The organism is Cohnella ginsengisoli (assembly GCF_029525555.1).
In the GTDB taxonomy this organism is placed as follows: Bacteria; Bacillota; Bacilli; order Paenibacillales; family Paenibacillaceae; genus Cohnella; species Cohnella ginsengisoli.
The window spans coordinates 37,868-52,883 of the sequence record NZ_JAPDHZ010000002.1; the positions used below are offsets into that span (position 1 = coordinate 37,868).

The window sequence follows — 15,016 nt, forward strand, 5'->3', positions numbered from 1 at the left end:
CGCTTGGACTACCCATTCGCCATTTTTATTTGAAATATCTATATCTAAATAAGGATATCTAAACATAGTCACACAAAACCAAACTTGAACAGTCAATAGGAGCACAACACCAATTTTAACGGTCATATTTTTCATTAAAACAACCTCTTTTTCTACAAAATGTGCTATATTGAAAAAGTTAATATTATCCACTAGGAGGAGTCAATTTGATTATTACAGTGCCTTCGTCAGAAATCGCTTCCAAAGTAAAATCTCTTAAAGGTATGAGCCAGGAAAAACGTGAAGCTGCATTAAGTTCAGATTCCTCCCAACTTAAACTAACAACCAAAGAAGTTCGAATCCTACGTAGAACATTGCTGAATCCAAATGATAGCCAGTCCGAAACCGGTTGGTACTAAAAAAAGAATAAGCGAAGCGTACAATTCACGTTGTACGCTTTTTTATTTTGCAAACCGAATGCAAGACTATGCAAAAATGGGTGCATCTTCACGCACGCAAATTGCACTGACAACACCAATAAATTACAGGTAAACTTTAACATATAAGCGCATAGCATTCAAAAGATTTCTATTCCATTCATACTAAAAGTAAACGAGGTTTGCAGGTGATTACGATGAAGGTGCTTAAGGAAAGCGACGATGCGTGGTACGTCTCCCTCGCGGTTCAGACCGTGCTGCAGGAGCAGATGATTCGGGTACGGCTTAATCGCCATGAAATATTGAATATCGCAGAAGAAGTTCAATTGGAAACGCTCCGCTTCAAGGAAGCGGCTGAACTCGTGAAGACCCCTTCCGGAAAAGTCATTCCCCAAATGAGGTTCATTTTGGCGCATCTCCAGGACGACCATCTGGCCAGCAGTTACTTCGAGGCTAGATCGCTTGGATTGGATGCGGAATTTGTTCAAATGCTGCGTTGCGAGATCATTCGGAGAGGCATTAAGGATCTCGTTTGCGAGGATTTAGAGCGTTAATTTGTCGAATTCAATATTTTATTGTCGTTAAATGTTGATTGGTCTCCCCCTCCCCTTTTAACTGCTTTCGTTGCAGTTAAACATATTTTGTTTACATAATATAATTTACGACGCCTTTATAAAAACCTCGATGCCCAATGTGACCCGCCCGTCTGGTATAATAACCCTAAATCAACCGCATGGAGCGCAAACCTTATGAACCTGCAAAAAGCAAAAGACCGCGAGCAATTGGATCAGCGCGTGCCCAGCATGCCCTGGTACGTCGAAAAGTTTATTAACTATAAGCTGCCGGACCTCTCCCCTTCGTCCCTGCTGGAGTACGTGAGAGATTATGAAACGTTTTTTTAACTGGCTGATGCGCGAAGGATTGACCACGGCGGAGAAGATGTCCGACATACCGATCGAAGCGCTGGAAAAGCTGAAGATGGACGAGATCGACAGCTTCCGGATGGAGCTGTCGACCCGGCGCGAGCACGCCAACACGCGGACGACGATCTCCCGCAAGCTCTCCTCCCTTCGCTCGTTATTCCACTATCTCAGCCAGATCGCGGAGGATGACGACTTCTACCCGCTGCTGAAGCGCAACGTGATGGCCAAGGTGTCGATCAAGCGAACGCACAAACCGAAGGATACGGCCGCCAAGCTGGAAGGCAAGCTGCTTCAAGAAGAGGAAATCTCCGAATTTATCGCTTATATCAACGAGCACTATGCAGCGGATGTGGCTGACAACAAGCAGGCCCTATACGCACACGAGTTGAACCATACGCGCGATGCCTGCATCGTGAGCCTCGTCTTGAATTCGGGCCTCCGCGTATCGGAGCTGGTGAATTTGAACCTGGACGATCTTGATCTTAAAAAAGAAACTGCTCTACGTCTACCGGAAAGGCAGCAACGACGATACGTTTAAAACGCCCGTTTTTTTCCGTCAAGACGCTCTGTCTAACCTTGAGTCTTACCTGCAGCAGCGCGAAATTCGCTATCATGCGCCCAAACGGGAAAAAGCCCTCTTTCTTGCCCTGGCGAACGGCAAGAAGGAAGGCTCGCGCATGACCAAGCGAGCGGTCCAAGAGATGGTGATCAAGTACGCGAAGCGATTCGGCAAGCCTTATCTGTCCGTCCATAAGCTTCGGCATTCGTTCGCGACCGACTATTATTTGTCGAACGATCTGTACAAGACGCAGGAGCAGCTCGGCCACGCCTCGCCGGAGACGACGCAGATTTACGCTCATCTGACGGACAAAACGATGGAGGAAGCGATCGACAAGCGCCGCAGCCAGGAATCTTAAAAAAAACGCTTGGCCAAAACGGGACGATCTCGAATCGTCCCGTTTTTTTATTCCGTCTGCTGCCTCAGCTTGTCCGCCACGGCCTCCATTTTTTGCGCCATCGTCCCCTGCTTGTCCCTGCGGTCGTCGATCGTGATCGACGTCGACACGCGCCGGGCGCCATGGTTGAACGGCGTCTCGTGCATTCGCCTGACGACAGCGAGCACGTCCTCGAGCTCGCCTTCGATGATCGTGCTCATCGGCGTCATCTCGTGTTTGATCCGCTCAGGCGCCATGCGCAGGACGCGCTCGACTTCGGCGACATATGCGCTCACGCTCGTCGATCCCGTGCCGATCGGCACGATCGTCACTTGTGCGATAGCCATTTTATCCGCTCGCATTCTTTGTCTTCGTCTCTCTGCACATCGACCGGATCTCGGCTTCAAGCCGATCCACCAAGGCTAACCCGGCTGCCGTCTCCATCGTCTGTTCACGGAGCACCGCCGCGTCGTCCACTCCGCTCAAATAACGCCCGAGAAAGTGAACGAATACATCCAGCCGGCGCAGCCGCATGAGCAAAGGCAATGCATCGATCTCTTCCCCGTTCAAGGGAGCGATGTCGCCGAAGCCCTTCAAAAAAGGCGGCGGCCGCGCGAAGGTCCCCCCGCTTCGCCGATTAATCCGGCCAGCGCAACCGCCGGCTCCATCGCGCGCAGCTCCGTCGTGCAAAACTCAAAGTCCAGTATGGCCGCGATCTGCGTACGGTCATGCATGCTCACCAGCAAGTTGGAATCGTTAATATCGCCGTGCACGAGCTGATGCGGCAGGCTGCGTACCTTCTGCAGCGCCGCTTGAAAGGCGCGCATAGTCTCGCCGATCCGCAGAAGCGAGTCCCGCAAGTCGTGAAACGCAGCCGGCGGCGCCTCGCAGAAAGCCGCGATGACGCTGCCCGGACAAGACGGATGCGTCCGCTCGAGCTCGTAGCAGGGCAAATAGGCGGGAGCGGCCGTCGGCATAAGCTCACGCAGCGCAAGCGACAAGCGTCCGACGGCAGTACCGATCGATTCTGCGACGACGGGATCCATTCCGTTCGGACGAATGCCGTCCGTATAGGTAAACAATGCCGCATACCGCCCCGTACTGTCTGACAACGTCGCGTAAGTAGCGCCGTCCGGGAGCGCGAGCGGACGGGGTATGGCGAACGGCAGTGCCGCCTCGCTGAGCTTCAGCAGCACGTCGTGCTCGAAAGCGATCTTCTCCGCGTCTTTGTGCGTCTCATAGATGCGAAGCACGCGTTTGTCGCCGCGATCGCTCTCCGCGATCCGCGTCGTGTTGTTCCAGCCGCTCTCTCCTTCGGATACGGTCCAACGTCTCCCGGGATCATAGCGGTTTAATAATGCTTCAAAAGGCATGCCTATCCTCCGATCTTCGTCGCCGAACGGCCAATGGCGGTCCTCTCTGCCTCGGTGAAAATCCCCAATCTCCAGAAAGCGGCGCCGCCCAGGCCGTAGCGCTTCGCGAGGCCGAGCTTGTCGTCGACCGTCGTCTCGTTTTCCGCGTCCAAATTAATCGCCAACAAGAGCTTAGACTTCGGCGCGCCCGTCGCGATCGCCTTGCTGATCGCCTCGTCGACTTTCGCGTTCGGTTGCGGCTTTTTGTTGTCGCCGTAATCGTAAGCCATGATGACAAGCTCGTCGGCCATTTTGGCCAGCGCCGCATAATCGTATCCTTTGTATTCGCCGTTCAGCGGAGGTACCGCGAGCGACACCTTGATGCCGTCCGGCTTGACGGCTGCGACGAGCTGCTTGACGTAGGCATTCAGCGCCGATTGGGCCATCGCCGGATCGTCACGCCAGCCGAGCCCTTCGAAGTCGAGCATGATGCCGCCGAACGCATTGTCCTTCACAAGGGTATGCAGGCGTTCGATCGAAGCGTCACGCAGCGTCTTGTCCGTCAGCATCTTCATGAGCTGTCCCTTGCCGTCCTTGCCCAGCACGGCCAGGTAGCTGCCGGCGCCGTTCGCATTGACCTGCCCGACGATCGATTCCGGCGTATCGTCGCCGGCGGCTTGCGGCCAATACCATCGGTCGCCGGTCGTGTCGACTAAGGTGATCTCGCCATTGTAATCGACCTGGCTCCAACCGAAAGCAACGTCGTTCATATCCTTCGTTAGCGCCAGCTGACTATAAGCCGCGACAGCATAAAAGCCAAGCAGCCGCATCTCGCGCTGCGGCGAAACGACGCGTACTATTTTCGCCGGCCCGTCCCATGTCACATTGGCGCCGAAGGCCTGACTAAAAAATGCAAGCGGCACGAGTACCGAATCGTGAGACATGACAGGCGCCGCATTCAACGTAAATTTAACGCCATTAATAGATGCCGATTTCTGGCCGAGCGTCAGATGCACTTCGACCGCTTGCCCCCCAGCGTCTTTGCCCTTGGCGACGACCGATTTGGTCGCGGGTAACCATACCGCGTTAACGTCGAGCGCTTCGGCAATTTTGCGGAAAGGCAACAGGATCGTCCCCTTGCTGTTGATCGGCGGCACGGGAACGGGGAACTTCACGTCGTCGAGCACGATCGTGACCGCAGGGGCAGCGACGGCCGCCGTTGCGTCTTGTGCGCCGAGCGGCAGCAAAATAGCCGACGCCAGGACGGCCGGCAGCCATTTTTGAACGGGTTTAGGCAATTTCATCGGTAAGCTCCTTTTCTACCAAGCGATCTATGAATCTCTTCATTAGACGCTTTAGAAGATTAGGAGTTGCATCCGTCCGCTAAAAATTCCCTAAAGAGGGTCTTCTAGTATCGCCCCCCCTTGCAGCATATACTAACTTATTTAACGTCATTAATTTAAAGGCCCCCTTGATGCGAACATAAGCACGAATGGTGCATAAAGAAGGATTTTTCGCAATTAGTTTACATAATATATTTTATGAATGCTTTTCATTCAGTCCATTCCGACCTCAATAATCCCATTTGGATCACGTCCGCATATCGACCGTTGCGATACAGCTTCTCTCGCAGCCTCCCCCTCTTCGACGAATCCGCACTTCAAATAACTGCGGTACGCCCGTTCGTTGAAGTCGTACACTTCCAGTTCCAGCCGATTCAGGTTTAACTCCTTAAAGGCATACCCGCACAGCAGACGCATCGCCTCCGTCCCCAACCCTTGCCCGCAGCGCTCCGGCGCGCCGATCACGATGCCGATCCGTCCGCAACGGTTTTTCCATTCGATCGCATCCAGCCCGATCTGCCCGATATACAGCTCCGTATCCGCCTCCGCGATGACGAAGCCGCGGCTGTCCGGCCGAGGATCCATCATGTCGGCGAGAAAACCCTCCGTCGATTCCAGGCCGTGAGGAAATAGAAAAATATCCGACAGAAAACCCGTAATGGCTTCATCGTTCACCCATTGGCGGATCGGTACGAGATCCTCGTGGCGATATTCGCGCAGGCGCACGCGCTTCCCGATAATGTGAGGCATCGTAAGCATGTCTCCTTCTATTTAAAATTCGGTCCCTATTTTCTTGCCGGTCAGCAGTTCAATCCAGTTATTCGGGAGCGTCACCGTCTGCCTGCGGACGCTCGAGAGATCGAAGGCTGCGATCAGTTCGACCGGCTTCGCCGCTTCGATGCGATCGTGCAAGCCGGCGAGCCAAGCTAAAAATCCGACAAGCCGCTCCGCACGCACGCCGAACTGTTCCCGAAGCTCCTGCAGCGACACCGAACCGTGACGCTTGGACAGCCGGCTGCCGTCCGCGCCGAGCAGCAGCGGCGAATGCGCGAAGCGCGGCGGCGGACAGCCCAATGCTTCGTAAAGCGCCAGCTGCCTGGGCGTCGAATCGAGCAGATCCCAGCCGCGGAGCACGTCCGTAATCTGCATGTCGATATCATCCGCGACGACGGCGAGCTGATACGCCACGATGCCGTCCGCGCGCCGCACGACGAAGTCGCCGCCGCTCGCTCCCGGGAATGCCGTCTCTCCTGCAATGCCGTCCTCGAACCGGTATGCAGCGCCCGCATCCATCGCGAACCGCAGCGACGGCGTCTTGCGCAGCGCCCGCTCCGCGCGCTCTGCGGCGGTCAGCTCGCGGCAGGTGCCCGGATACGCCGGCCCTTCGGCGTCGAGGCCATGCGGCGCGCTGGCCGCGGCCTGCAGGTCGGCGCGGCTGCAATAGCAAGGATACAAGCGTCCCTGCCGCTGAAGCTCGTCCAGCACGCTTTCGTACAACGCAGTCCGTTCGCTTTGCTCATAAGGGACGTGTGGCCCCCCGACGTCCGGACCTTCGTCCCAGTCGACACCGAGCCATCGGAGCTCTCCCGGCAGTTGCGCCGCGAGCTCGGGCTTGCATCGCTGGCGGTCCAGGTCCTCCAGCCGAAGGACGATCTCCCCGCCCGCCGAGCGAATCTGCAGCCAGGCCAGCAGCGCCGTCAGCGCATTGCCCAGGTGCAGTCTGCCCGACGGCGTTGGCGCGAATCTACCGCGCATTCCCTTACCGTTCGAAGCCATCTCCCTTCCCCTTTCTCCGAAAAGCGATCTTGTAGCATAATAGGATTCATATTCAGTTCACAAACGAGCGTCAAAATACCTTCTATACCTAAGGCGACGCAGCCTGCGCACGCCTCCAATTCGAATTCAAAAGGTGGCCGATACTGATGGCGCGCATTCTTATTGTAGACGATGATCCGCATATCCGCGAGCTGCTCGGTCACTTCCTGGCGGCCGAGGGATTCGAGATTCAGGAAGCGACGGACGGCAAAGAAGCGCTGGACTCGCTGGCCGAATCGCCGTTCGATTTGGTCGTGCTGGACATCATGATGCCGAACATGGACGGCTGGGAGCTGTGCCGCGAGCTCCGGACGCATTACGAGCTGCCCGTACTCATGCTGACCGCGATGGGCGAGACCGCTCAGAAGGTCAAGGGCTTTCAGCTCGGTACGGACGACTACATGGTGAAACCGTTCGAGCCTGCGGAGCTGGTCGTCCGCGTCAAGGCGCTCATGCGCAGATACAAGATCGCGGTGTCCCATCAGACGCAGATCGGCCGCGTGCTCATGAACCGGCAGACGTTCGAGCTGCAGTTGGACGGACAGCCGCTCACGCTGCCGCTCAAGGAGTTCGAGCTGCTGTTCAAGCTGGCGAGCCACCCGGGTCAGACCTTCTCCCGCGACCAGCTCATCGAGCAGATTTGGGGCTTCGACTATGAAGGCGACGAGCGCACGGTAGACGTGCATATCAAGCGGCTGCGGGAGCGGTTCCCGGACGATTGCGGCTTCCGGATCACGACGATCCGGGGGCTTGGCTACCGGCTGGAGGTGCTCGCTTGAACATCGGCGGATCGAGGTTGTTCCGATTATGGCGCAATTTCGCGCAGAGCCATAAGGAATATCGCAAGCTGCAAAAAAGAATTCGAGACCCGCATGCGCGAACAGCGCAGAAGCGAAGCGCTTGCGGCCGGCGGGACGCGGGCATGGTTCGAACGGCTGCCGCCTCCCTTGCATTTTCTGACCGGCGTCTCCGTTTTCCTGTCCTGCTACTCCATCCTCTGGACGGCAGCGCATTTTTTGCTTCGGGCTCTTGGCGGTCTCTTGCCGATGCCCGGCACGCTGCGCGAGTATTTGACGCTGATCCTGACTTTTTTCCTGTTCGGCCTGTCGATCGTGGTCATCCGGTATTTATTCAGGCCCGAAGCCAGGGCGATGCAGCTCGTGAACGCGCTGACCGACGCGATGTCCCGAATGGGCAAAGGCGACTTCAACGTAAACCTAGAGGTCAATCCGAGGTATGCGGGTCAATACTACGAGGTCGTCAAAAACTTCAAGCAGATGGCTGCGGATCTCGGGCAAATCGAAGATATGCGGCAGCAATTCGTCGCCAACGTCTCCCATGAGATCCAATCGCCGCTCACGTCGATCAAAGGCTTCGCGCAGGCGCTCAAGTCGGACCGGCTCTCGGAGACGCAGCGCAAGCATTACCTGGACATTATCGAAGCCGAGAGCGAGCGCCTGTCCCGCCTCAGCGACAACCTCCTCAAGCTCACGACGCTCGAGTCCAAGCGCCCGCCCTATCAGCCCCGCGCGTACAAGCTGGACAGGCAGCTGCGACAGGTCGTGCTCGCCGCCGAGCCCCAATGGCAGGCCAAACGGCTGGAGCTTGACATCCGCCTCTGCGAGTGCGAGCTGGAGGCCGATGAAGAACTGCTGCGCCAGGTATGGGTGAACCTGCTGCACAACGCGATCAAGTTTACGCCCGAAGGCGGCGCGCTCGGCCTCTCGCTCACCGTAACCGGCGGCAGCGCGGTCGTACATGTCGAAGATACGGGACCGGGCGTGCCGCCCGAGCATCTCCCCCGTTTATTCGAACGGTTTTACAAGGCGGATAAATCGCGCAACCGGGCGGCCGGCGGCAGCGGCCTCGGTCTCTCGATCGTTCAGCGTATCGTGCATCTGCATCACGGCGAGGTGTCGATCGGTAACCGGCTCGTCGCCGGCACGCGCGTGACGGTCGAGCTTCCGCTCTCCCAAAGCGGATCGCAATCTTAAGGCATAAGACATCAAAAAGCTGCCGTCGCACTTTTGCGCGACGGCAGCTTCTCCCTGGCAAATAACTTATAGCTTGAACGCGCTCACGGCTTGCTTGAGCTCTGCCGCGATGCCGGACAGCGTCCTGGAAGACGAGGACAGCTCCTCGCTGAACGCGAGCTGCTCCTCCGCCGATGCAGCCGCTTCCTGCGTCATCGAAGCGGTCATGGACGCCATATGTCCGATGTTGGATACCGACGCGGATACCTCCTCCGAGCTCGCGGCCAGCTGTTCGGCGGCGGCTGCCGCTTCCTGCACGCGGGAGGACACTTCGTACGACGCGCTCGCGATTTGCTTAAAGGCGACGGCCGCCTCGTTCACCGCCGTGCTGCCGGCTTGAACCTCCGCGATGCTCGTGCTCATGAGCGCGGACATCGATTCGACTTGCTCGCGCACCTCGGTGATGAGCGCATACACGTTTCCGACCGATTCGTTGGTCTGGGTGGCGAGCTTGCGCACTTCGCCCGCGACGACCGCGAAGCCTGCTCCGTGTTCGCCTGCGCGCGCCGCTTCGATGGCGGCGTTAAGCGCGAGCAGGTTGGTACGCGAAGCGATCTCGCCAATGATTCCCGTGACCTCGCCGATCTGATGGGACTTGGCGACGAGGCTCGTGATTTGCTTGCCGGCAAGACCGACGGTTTGTTCGAGCGATGCCATGCGCTCCGTCACGTTGACGATCCGGTCCGTCCCCGTCGTAGCCGCAGTAGCGGCGCCTGCGGACAGCTCCGCGACGTCGGAGGTCGTCTCGGCGATTCTGCCAACGCCTTCGGCCATCTCTTCCATGACGCGGTCGCACTCCGCTGCCGTCTTCGCCTGACTTTCCGAATTGGAGGCGATCAAGGATACGGACTCCGCGATCTGTACGGAAGCGCCCTTGTTCTGCTCGGAGCCGCCGGAAAGCTGGATCGACGAAGTCGCGAGCACCGAAGCGCTGTCCTGCATCCGACGGACGGAGTCGCGGAGCTTGGCGACCGTATCGTTCAGCCTCATGAGCAGCGTGCCGAACTCGTCGCTTCGTTTCGTCTCGAAAAACGAGATTTGAAGATCGCCCGCGGCCACTCGGCTCAGCGCATCGGTCGTCTGTTTCAGCGGCACCGTAATGTTGCGGATCAACAGCCAGGAGAGCGCGATCGCGAGCAGAACAATCGCAATCCCGAGATAGAAGACGAGCGATGCGCTGCTGTGGAACAAGTCGTCATTGTCCTTCACGCTGCTCGCCGCACCCTCGTGATTAAAGGCAATCAGCTTGTCGACGTCCTGATCGAGCGCAATGAATGCTTCGGAAGCCGATTTCCCCTTGTTAGCGTCTCCCGAACTTTGCGCCGATGCCGAATAGCTTGTCTTGAACTGCGCCCAATCCTGCTTCAGCGCCGCGTAAAGCTTCTTGTCCTCTTCGTCCGATACCGAACCTTTATAACCGTTTACGCCTTTTTCGATCTCCGGGAACAAAGCGGCCATCTGATCGATCGCCTTCTTTTTTGGCCGCTGCGTCGGTGGCGATCAGCGATTGGTAATATAAGTTCGTGATCTCTTGAAGGTCGATTTTGATGTTGCTCATCGCTTCTACGCCGCTTAGCCAATCGTTGCCGATCTCCTGCGATTGTTCGTTCATTTTGCTCATATTGGCCAAGCTGATAAAGCCCAGCGCCACGAGCGCGACGAGTATGGCGCTAAACGCCCCCACCATTTTTTTGCCGACCGTCCATCTCATAGGTTGACTGCCTCCCGCCGCACGTCCGGCTCTTTATAAAGTGCATTTACAATTATCATATCGGTGCGTAATTAAAAAAAACTTAACAAATTTCTGTAGAAATTGAATAAATCGACGAAGAAAAATAAACATTTATGTCGTTTAATGTCGATTTTCATATTGCAATCGCACAAAAAAACCCGTTTTCCCCATTGAAATGGGGACGGGTTTTTGCCTTTTTTATCGGTCATTGGCGAATTGCGAAAGATGCGAAAAGATGCAGCGCGATTCGTTTAAGCGCCGGGACAGAGTGCCTTAAACCGGGTATACGCCGCTACCCATGCCTCGCCGTCGGCGGGCTCGAATGTATCGACTTGAAATGAATCCGACACGAGACGCCTAGCTTCCGGAAGACCGGCAATCTCGCCCTGCGCGACGAATTGCAGCAGCAAGTTGCCGATCGCGCTGGCCTCCGCGGGCCCCGCGAAGACCGGCCGGCCGATGGCGCCGGCCGAGAGCCGGCAGAGCAGCTTGTTCTGAATGCCGCCGCCCACCATGTGGAGTCCGGCAAACGTTCGTCCGGTGAGCGACTCTGCCTGTTCGAGCGCCTGCCTGTAGCGAAGCGCGAGGCTCTCGAGGATGCATCGGGCAAATTCGCCTTGGTCCCGCGGCTCAGGCTGGCCGGTCTCCCGGCAGAAAGCGCGGATTTTGGAAGTCATATCGGACGGCCCGTAAAAGCGGGCGTCGTCCGGGTCGATCAGGCTCCGCAGCGGCTCGGCCGCTTCAGCGAGTCCTACGAGCTCCGGATAGCCGATGGGTATTCCGCTGTCGTCCCACTCCCGCTTGCACTCCTGCAGGATCCACAAGCCCATGATGTTTTTAAGGAGCTGATACGTGCCGCCGACGCCTCCTTCATTGGAAAAGGACAGCGCCAGCGTCTCCGGCTTCAGAACCGGCTCGTTAAGCTCCGTTCCGAGCAGCGACCAGGTGCCGCAAACGAGATAAGCGAACGGCTCGTCTCCCGCGGGCACGGCAGCGATGGCGGATGCCGTATCGTGGGAGCCGACCGCCACCGCTTCGACCGGAGGAATCCGCAGCTCCTCCAACACCTCGTCCGACAGCGTCCCGATCCGGGTGCCGGGCGCGACGGGGTCCAGAAACATCGTCTCGGGAATGCCGAGCTCGCGCATCAGCTCCGCGTTCCAGCTGCGCGTGCGCGGATCGAACAGTTGCGTCGTCGTCGCCATCGTGAACTCGCAGGCCGGCACGCCGGTTAACAAATAAGTCAGCAAATCCGGCGTCAACAGCAGCGTCTTCGCCGCGGCGAGCTTCGCCGAACCGGCCCGGCTCATCGCATAGAGCTGATAGATCGTATTGAAAGGCATGAACTGAAGCCCGCTCGACGCGAACAGCGCGTCCGCGCCGAATCGCTCGCTCAGCTCCTCGATGAGCCCCTCCGTCTGCGAATCGCGGTAATGATACGGATTGCCCAGGAGCTCGCCGCCTTCGTCGATCAGGCCGAAGTCGACGCCCCACGTATCGATGCCGACCGTCCGCGGCGCATAGCCGGTCTGGAACGTCTTGCGGATGCCTCGCTTGATCTCCTGCAGCAGACGCAGGATGTCCCAATGCAGATGCATGCCTACGCGCACGGCTTCGTTTTCGAAGCGGTGCATCTCGGCCACCTTAAGCCTGCGGGTGCCGTCCGCTTCCCGGGCAAGCTCGCCTACATAGGCGCGGCCCGAGCTCGCGCCCATATCGAATGCCAGCGCGGTCGCGTGCCGCGGCGCGCCGCTTGCAGCCGTTGTCTCGCTCATGACCCGTTCCTCCGCTTATTTCATTTTTTGCAGCAGCTCGATCCGGTACGCCTCGCTCTCCAGCGACGCGATCTCTTTGTACTCGGCGTCCGTCAATGCCTTAGGCGTCTTGATGGCGCTCGCGATGAGCCAGATCTTTGCGCTCTCCTCGACGACCTCGGTACGGTAGTAAGCTTCGCGAAGATTGCGTCCCGTCGTGACGAGGCCGTGATTGCCGAGCAGAATCGTGCTGTAGTCGTTCACTTTGGCGACGACGGCGTCGGCCAGGCGATCGGTCGTGGGCAGCACGTACGGGACGTACGTCGTCGTGCCGACGAGTGCGGCCTGGTCGGGGAACATCACGGGCAACTCCTGTTCGACCAGCGTAAAGGCGATGCAATACGGCGGATGCGTATGCACGATCGCCCCGATCGACGGGTTGGCCCGGTAGGCGTACAAGTGCATCAGCACCTCCGACGAAGGCCGCAAGCCGATGTCGGTAATGTCGCCGCTCTCGATGTCTACCTCCACCCACTGCTCGGGCGCGATTTCGTCCAGCGCGAACCCGCTCGGAGACAGGTACATCTTGCCCTCGTGACGGGCGCTCAGATTGCCGCCGGGTCCGACGACCAATTTGTTCGATACCGTTTTGCGCGCGTACTTGCACAGCTCATTGCGAATTTCCGTGGCGCTCATGCGTGATTGACCTCCAATGGGTAATATGAATGGGCAGGATGGGACGAAAGGATAAATCGGACGAAGGCCGCCCGGTACGGACGGCTTCGTTTTATTTGCCTTTTATTTGTATAGCGGACCGAAGTTCGCGCACGCTCTGAAGTCTGCGCCTTCGATGCCGTCCGTGCCGAACAGGCCCCACGCGCGTGGACGGAAGACGCGTTCTTCGGCGACGTTGTGCATGCTGACCGGAATGCGAAGCATCGAGGCGAGCGTGATCAGGTCGGCGCCGATATGGCCGTAGCTGATCGAGCCGTGGTTCGCGCCCCAGTTGTCCATGACGTCGTATACGGTGCGGAATGCGCCCTTGCCCGTCACGATCGGCGCGAACCAGGTCGTCGGCCAGGTCGGATCCGTACGCTTGTCGAGCGCGTCGTGCACTTCCGGCGGCAGGTCCACCGAATAGCCCTCTGCGATCTGCAGCGTCGGGCCGATGCCCTTGACATAGTTCAATCGGGACATCGTCATCGGCATGCCGCCCTTCGTCAGGAAATCCGACGAATAGCCGCCCCCCCGGAAATATTCCGCGGACGCCGGCCGCCAGCTCGTCGCGTCGAGACATTTTTGCGCTTCTTCGGCGGAGATGTCCCAGAACGGCTTCATCGCCGGCTTGCCGTCCCTCGATTGTTCGCCGGTGCCGTCCATCGTCGCTGAACCGGAGTTGATGAGATGAAGCAGGCCGCCCGCGGCCGCGCCCGTCAATTTGTGACCGGTAACTCTCTCGACCGAATCGGCGCCCCAGTACGTCCGTACGTCGGCGAAAATTTGCGCCGTATTGGTGAGCAGGTAGCCCATCAGCATCGGGATGCCGTTCAAGCTGTCGTTCTCGGTGGCGACGATATAAGGCGCGCGGATGCCGTTCCAGTCGAACGAAGAGTTGAGGATCGTCTCCAGGAAGTCTCCGTTCGGAAAATGGTCGGTCCAGGCGCGCTGTCCCTGGAAGCCGGAAACGATCGCGTTGTGGCCCATCGCTTCTTCGCCGAAGCCGAGCTCGGCCAGGCGCGGGTTGCCGATCATGAGGTCGCGGGCGATCTGCGTCATCTTGACGACCGTCTCCCAATCCTTGTCCTTGTCCGCGCGGCTCTTCTGCAGTCGCTCCGGATTGTTGTCGGGCCCCTCCTTGCAGTTTTCCTTCACCCACGCGAGCGCCTTCTCGAACTCGGCCGGATCATAGATCTCCTCTTCGATGCGACGCACGAACTCGGACATGTCGACGTACTCCGTGCGCATGCCGAGGTATTCCTGAAACAGTCCGTCGTTCACGATCGAGCCCGCGATACCCATGGACACCGAGCCCATCGACAAATACGATTTGCCGCGCATGATCGCGACCGCAAGACCCGCGCGGGCGAAGCCGATCAGCTTTTCTTGGACGTCCTCGGGAACGGTCGTGTCGCCCGAATCCTGCACCTGCTCGCCGTAGATGCCAAACGCCGGCAGCCCCTTTTGCGCATAACCGGACAGCACGGCGGCCAAATAAACGGCGCCTGGACGTTCCGTGCCGTTGAAGCCCCACACCGCCTTCGGCAGCGTCGGGTCCATGTCCATCGTCTCGGTGCCGTAGCACCAGCAAGGCGTGACGGTGAGCGAGACGCCGACGCCGGCCTTGGCGAATTTGTCAGCGGAAGCCGCAGCTTCCGCGACGCCGCCGATGCACGTATCGGAGATCACGCACTCGACCGGCTCGCCGTTCGGGTACCGCAGCGCGCTGCTCAGCAGCTCGGCCACGGCCTTGGCCATGTTCATCGTCTGGTCTTCGAGCGATTCGCGCACGCCCTTCCGCCGGCCGTCGATCGTCGGCCGAATGCCGATCTTGGGAAAACCGCTTTGGTACCTATAAGCGTTGTCAGTCATCAATGATGCCTCCTTGAAAGCGATTAATATGTTATCGATAACTCTAAATTAACAACGAAACGTCTTGCTGTCAATCCATTGCTTTTGTAAGATAGATATTAAGCATAAGGCGGGTTTATGAAAG

The 15,016-nt window shown here is 58.1% G+C and carries 15 protein-coding genes and 1 pseudogene; 5 read left to right on the top strand and 11 right to left on the bottom strand.

The features are described from left to right. Positions 1–206: 206 nt before the first annotated feature. From OMP38_RS00215 to xerS, 3 genes and pseudogenes are all read left to right on the top strand, one after another. Positions 207–398: a hypothetical protein gene (locus OMP38_RS00215; RefSeq protein WP_277563394.1), complete on the top strand. Its 192-nt coding sequence runs from the start codon at positions 207–209 to the stop codon at positions 396–398. A gap of 215 nt (positions 399–613) precedes the next feature. Continuing rightward, positions 614–970, top strand: coding sequence for a sporulation histidine kinase inhibitor Sda (sda, locus tag OMP38_RS00220; RefSeq protein ID WP_277565119.1), 357 nt, complete (start codon positions 614–616; stop codon positions 968–970). A gap of 195 nt (positions 971–1,165) precedes the next feature. Further along, positions 1,166–2,256 (top strand): annotated as a pseudogene (gene xerS, locus OMP38_RS00225) (tyrosine recombinase XerS). A gap of 47 nt (positions 2,257–2,303) precedes the next feature. On the opposite strand, the gene OMP38_RS00230 reads toward xerS, so the two are convergent. The 6 genes from OMP38_RS00230 to gluQRS all read right to left on the bottom strand — a co-directional run bounded on the left by OMP38_RS00230 (position 2,304) and on the right by gluQRS (position 6,745). Then, positions 2,304–2,621 carry an MTH1187 family thiamine-binding protein gene (locus OMP38_RS00230; protein WP_277563395.1) on the bottom strand — a complete coding sequence of 106 codons (318 nt, stop codon included), beginning with the start codon at positions 2,619–2,621 and terminating at the stop codon, positions 2,304–2,306. Position 2,622: 1 nt separating this feature from the next. Beyond that, on the bottom strand, positions 2,623–2,871 hold the full coding sequence (locus OMP38_RS00235) for a hypothetical protein (protein WP_277563396.1): 249 nt from the start codon (positions 2,869–2,871) through the stop codon (positions 2,623–2,625). Continuing rightward, positions 2,868–3,647 (bottom strand): phosphotransferase, encoded by a 780-nt coding sequence (locus OMP38_RS00240; RefSeq protein ID WP_277563397.1) that lies wholly within the window; start codon positions 3,645–3,647, stop codon positions 2,868–2,870. Before OMP38_RS00240 ends, OMP38_RS00235 begins: the two co-directional genes overlap by 4 nt. 2 nt (positions 3,648–3,649) lie before the next feature. Beyond that, on the bottom strand, positions 3,650–4,930 hold the full coding sequence (locus OMP38_RS00245; RefSeq protein ID WP_277563398.1) for a stalk domain-containing protein: 1,281 nt from the start codon (positions 4,928–4,930) through the stop codon (positions 3,650–3,652). A 252-nt stretch (positions 4,931–5,182) separates the two neighbouring features. Next, the gene (locus tag OMP38_RS00250; protein ID WP_338130372.1) at positions 5,183–5,719 is read right to left on the bottom strand and encodes a GNAT family N-acetyltransferase; all 537 of its coding nucleotides are present in this window, start codon (positions 5,717–5,719) and stop codon (positions 5,183–5,185) included. Between the two features lie 21 nt (positions 5,720–5,740). Next, positions 5,741–6,745: a tRNA glutamyl-Q(34) synthetase GluQRS gene (gene gluQRS, locus OMP38_RS00255; RefSeq protein WP_277563399.1), complete on the bottom strand. Its 1,005-nt coding sequence runs from the start codon at positions 6,743–6,745 to the stop codon at positions 5,741–5,743. A gap of 146 nt (positions 6,746–6,891) precedes the next feature. On the opposite strand from gluQRS, the gene OMP38_RS00260 reads away from it, so the two are divergent. Beyond that, complete coding sequence (locus OMP38_RS00260; protein WP_277563400.1) at positions 6,892–7,563, top strand: response regulator transcription factor; 672 nt, start codon at positions 6,892–6,894, stop codon at positions 7,561–7,563. 93 nt (positions 7,564–7,656) lie between these two features. Continuing rightward, a complete protein-coding gene (locus OMP38_RS00265) occupies positions 7,657–8,778 on the top strand; it encodes a sensor histidine kinase (protein ID WP_277563401.1) in 1,122 nt (373 codons plus the stop codon). Positions 8,779–8,844: 66 nt separating this feature from the next. On the opposite strand, the gene OMP38_RS00270 is transcribed toward OMP38_RS00265, so the two are convergent. The 5 genes from OMP38_RS00270 to OMP38_RS00290 all read right to left on the bottom strand — a co-directional run bounded on the left by OMP38_RS00270 (position 8,845) and on the right by OMP38_RS00290 (position 14,892). Continuing rightward, on the bottom strand, positions 8,845–10,275 hold the full coding sequence (locus OMP38_RS00270) for a methyl-accepting chemotaxis protein (protein WP_277563402.1): 1,431 nt from the start codon (positions 10,273–10,275) through the stop codon (positions 8,845–8,847). Next, entirely contained in the window at positions 10,229–10,528 is a 300-nt protein-coding gene (locus OMP38_RS00275) for an MCP four helix bundle domain-containing protein (RefSeq protein ID WP_277563403.1), read from the bottom strand. Before OMP38_RS00275 ends, OMP38_RS00270 begins: the two co-directional genes overlap by 47 nt. 272 nt (positions 10,529–10,800) lie before the next feature. Next, on the bottom strand, positions 10,801–12,324 hold the full coding sequence (locus OMP38_RS00280; RefSeq protein ID WP_277563404.1) for a rhamnulokinase: 1,524 nt from the start codon (positions 12,322–12,324) through the stop codon (positions 10,801–10,803). A 15-nt stretch (positions 12,325–12,339) separates the two neighbouring features. Continuing rightward, positions 12,340–12,999: a class II aldolase/adducin family protein gene (locus OMP38_RS00285; protein WP_277563405.1), complete on the bottom strand. Its 660-nt coding sequence runs from the start codon at positions 12,997–12,999 to the stop codon at positions 12,340–12,342. A 102-nt stretch (positions 13,000–13,101) separates the two neighbouring features. After that, entirely contained in the window at positions 13,102–14,892 is a 1,791-nt protein-coding gene (locus tag OMP38_RS00290; RefSeq protein ID WP_277563406.1) for an L-fucose isomerase, read from the bottom strand. Positions 14,893–15,016 lie beyond the last annotated feature (124 nt).

What these genes read in the sequence shown, in the direction of transcription:
- gluQRS (WP_277563399.1), bottom strand. Translation starts at nt 6,745, where the DNA reads ATGGCTTCGAACGGTAAGGGAATGCGCGGTAGATTCGCGCCAACGCCG.
- OMP38_RS00250 (WP_338130372.1), bottom strand. Translation starts at nt 5,719, where the DNA reads ATGCCTCACATTATCGGGAAGCGCGTGCGCCTGCGCGAATATCGCCAC.
- OMP38_RS00230 (WP_277563395.1), bottom strand. Translation starts at nt 2,621, where the DNA reads ATGGCTATCGCACAAGTGACGATCGTGCCGATCGGCACGGGATCGACG.
- OMP38_RS00265 (WP_277563401.1), top strand. Translation starts at nt 7,657, where the DNA reads ATGCGCGAACAGCGCAGAAGCGAAGCGCTTGCGGCCGGCGGGACGCGG.
- OMP38_RS00240 (WP_277563397.1), bottom strand. Translation starts at nt 3,647, where the DNA reads ATGCCTTTTGAAGCATTATTAAACCGCTATGATCCCGGGAGACGTTGG.
- sda (WP_277565119.1), top strand. Translation starts at nt 614, where the DNA reads ATGAAGGTGCTTAAGGAAAGCGACGATGCGTGGTACGTCTCCCTCGCG.
- OMP38_RS00285 (WP_277563405.1), bottom strand. Translation starts at nt 12,999, where the DNA reads ATGAGCGCCACGGAAATTCGCAATGAGCTGTGCAAGTACGCGCGCAAA.
- OMP38_RS00270 (WP_277563402.1), bottom strand. Translation starts at nt 10,275, where the DNA reads ATGGCCGCTTTGTTCCCGGAGATCGAAAAAGGCGTAAACGGTTATAAA.
- OMP38_RS00280 (WP_277563404.1), bottom strand. Translation starts at nt 12,324, where the DNA reads ATGAGCGAGACAACGGCTGCAAGCGGCGCGCCGCGGCACGCGACCGCG.
- OMP38_RS00275 (WP_277563403.1), bottom strand. Translation starts at nt 10,528, where the DNA reads ATGAGATGGACGGTCGGCAAAAAAATGGTGGGGGCGTTTAGCGCCATA.
- OMP38_RS00245 (WP_277563398.1), bottom strand. Translation starts at nt 4,930, where the DNA reads ATGAAATTGCCTAAACCCGTTCAAAAATGGCTGCCGGCCGTCCTGGCG.
- OMP38_RS00260 (WP_277563400.1), top strand. Translation starts at nt 6,892, where the DNA reads ATGGCGCGCATTCTTATTGTAGACGATGATCCGCATATCCGCGAGCTG.
- OMP38_RS00290 (WP_277563406.1), bottom strand. Translation starts at nt 14,892, where the DNA reads ATGACTGACAACGCTTATAGGTACCAAAGCGGTTTTCCCAAGATCGGC.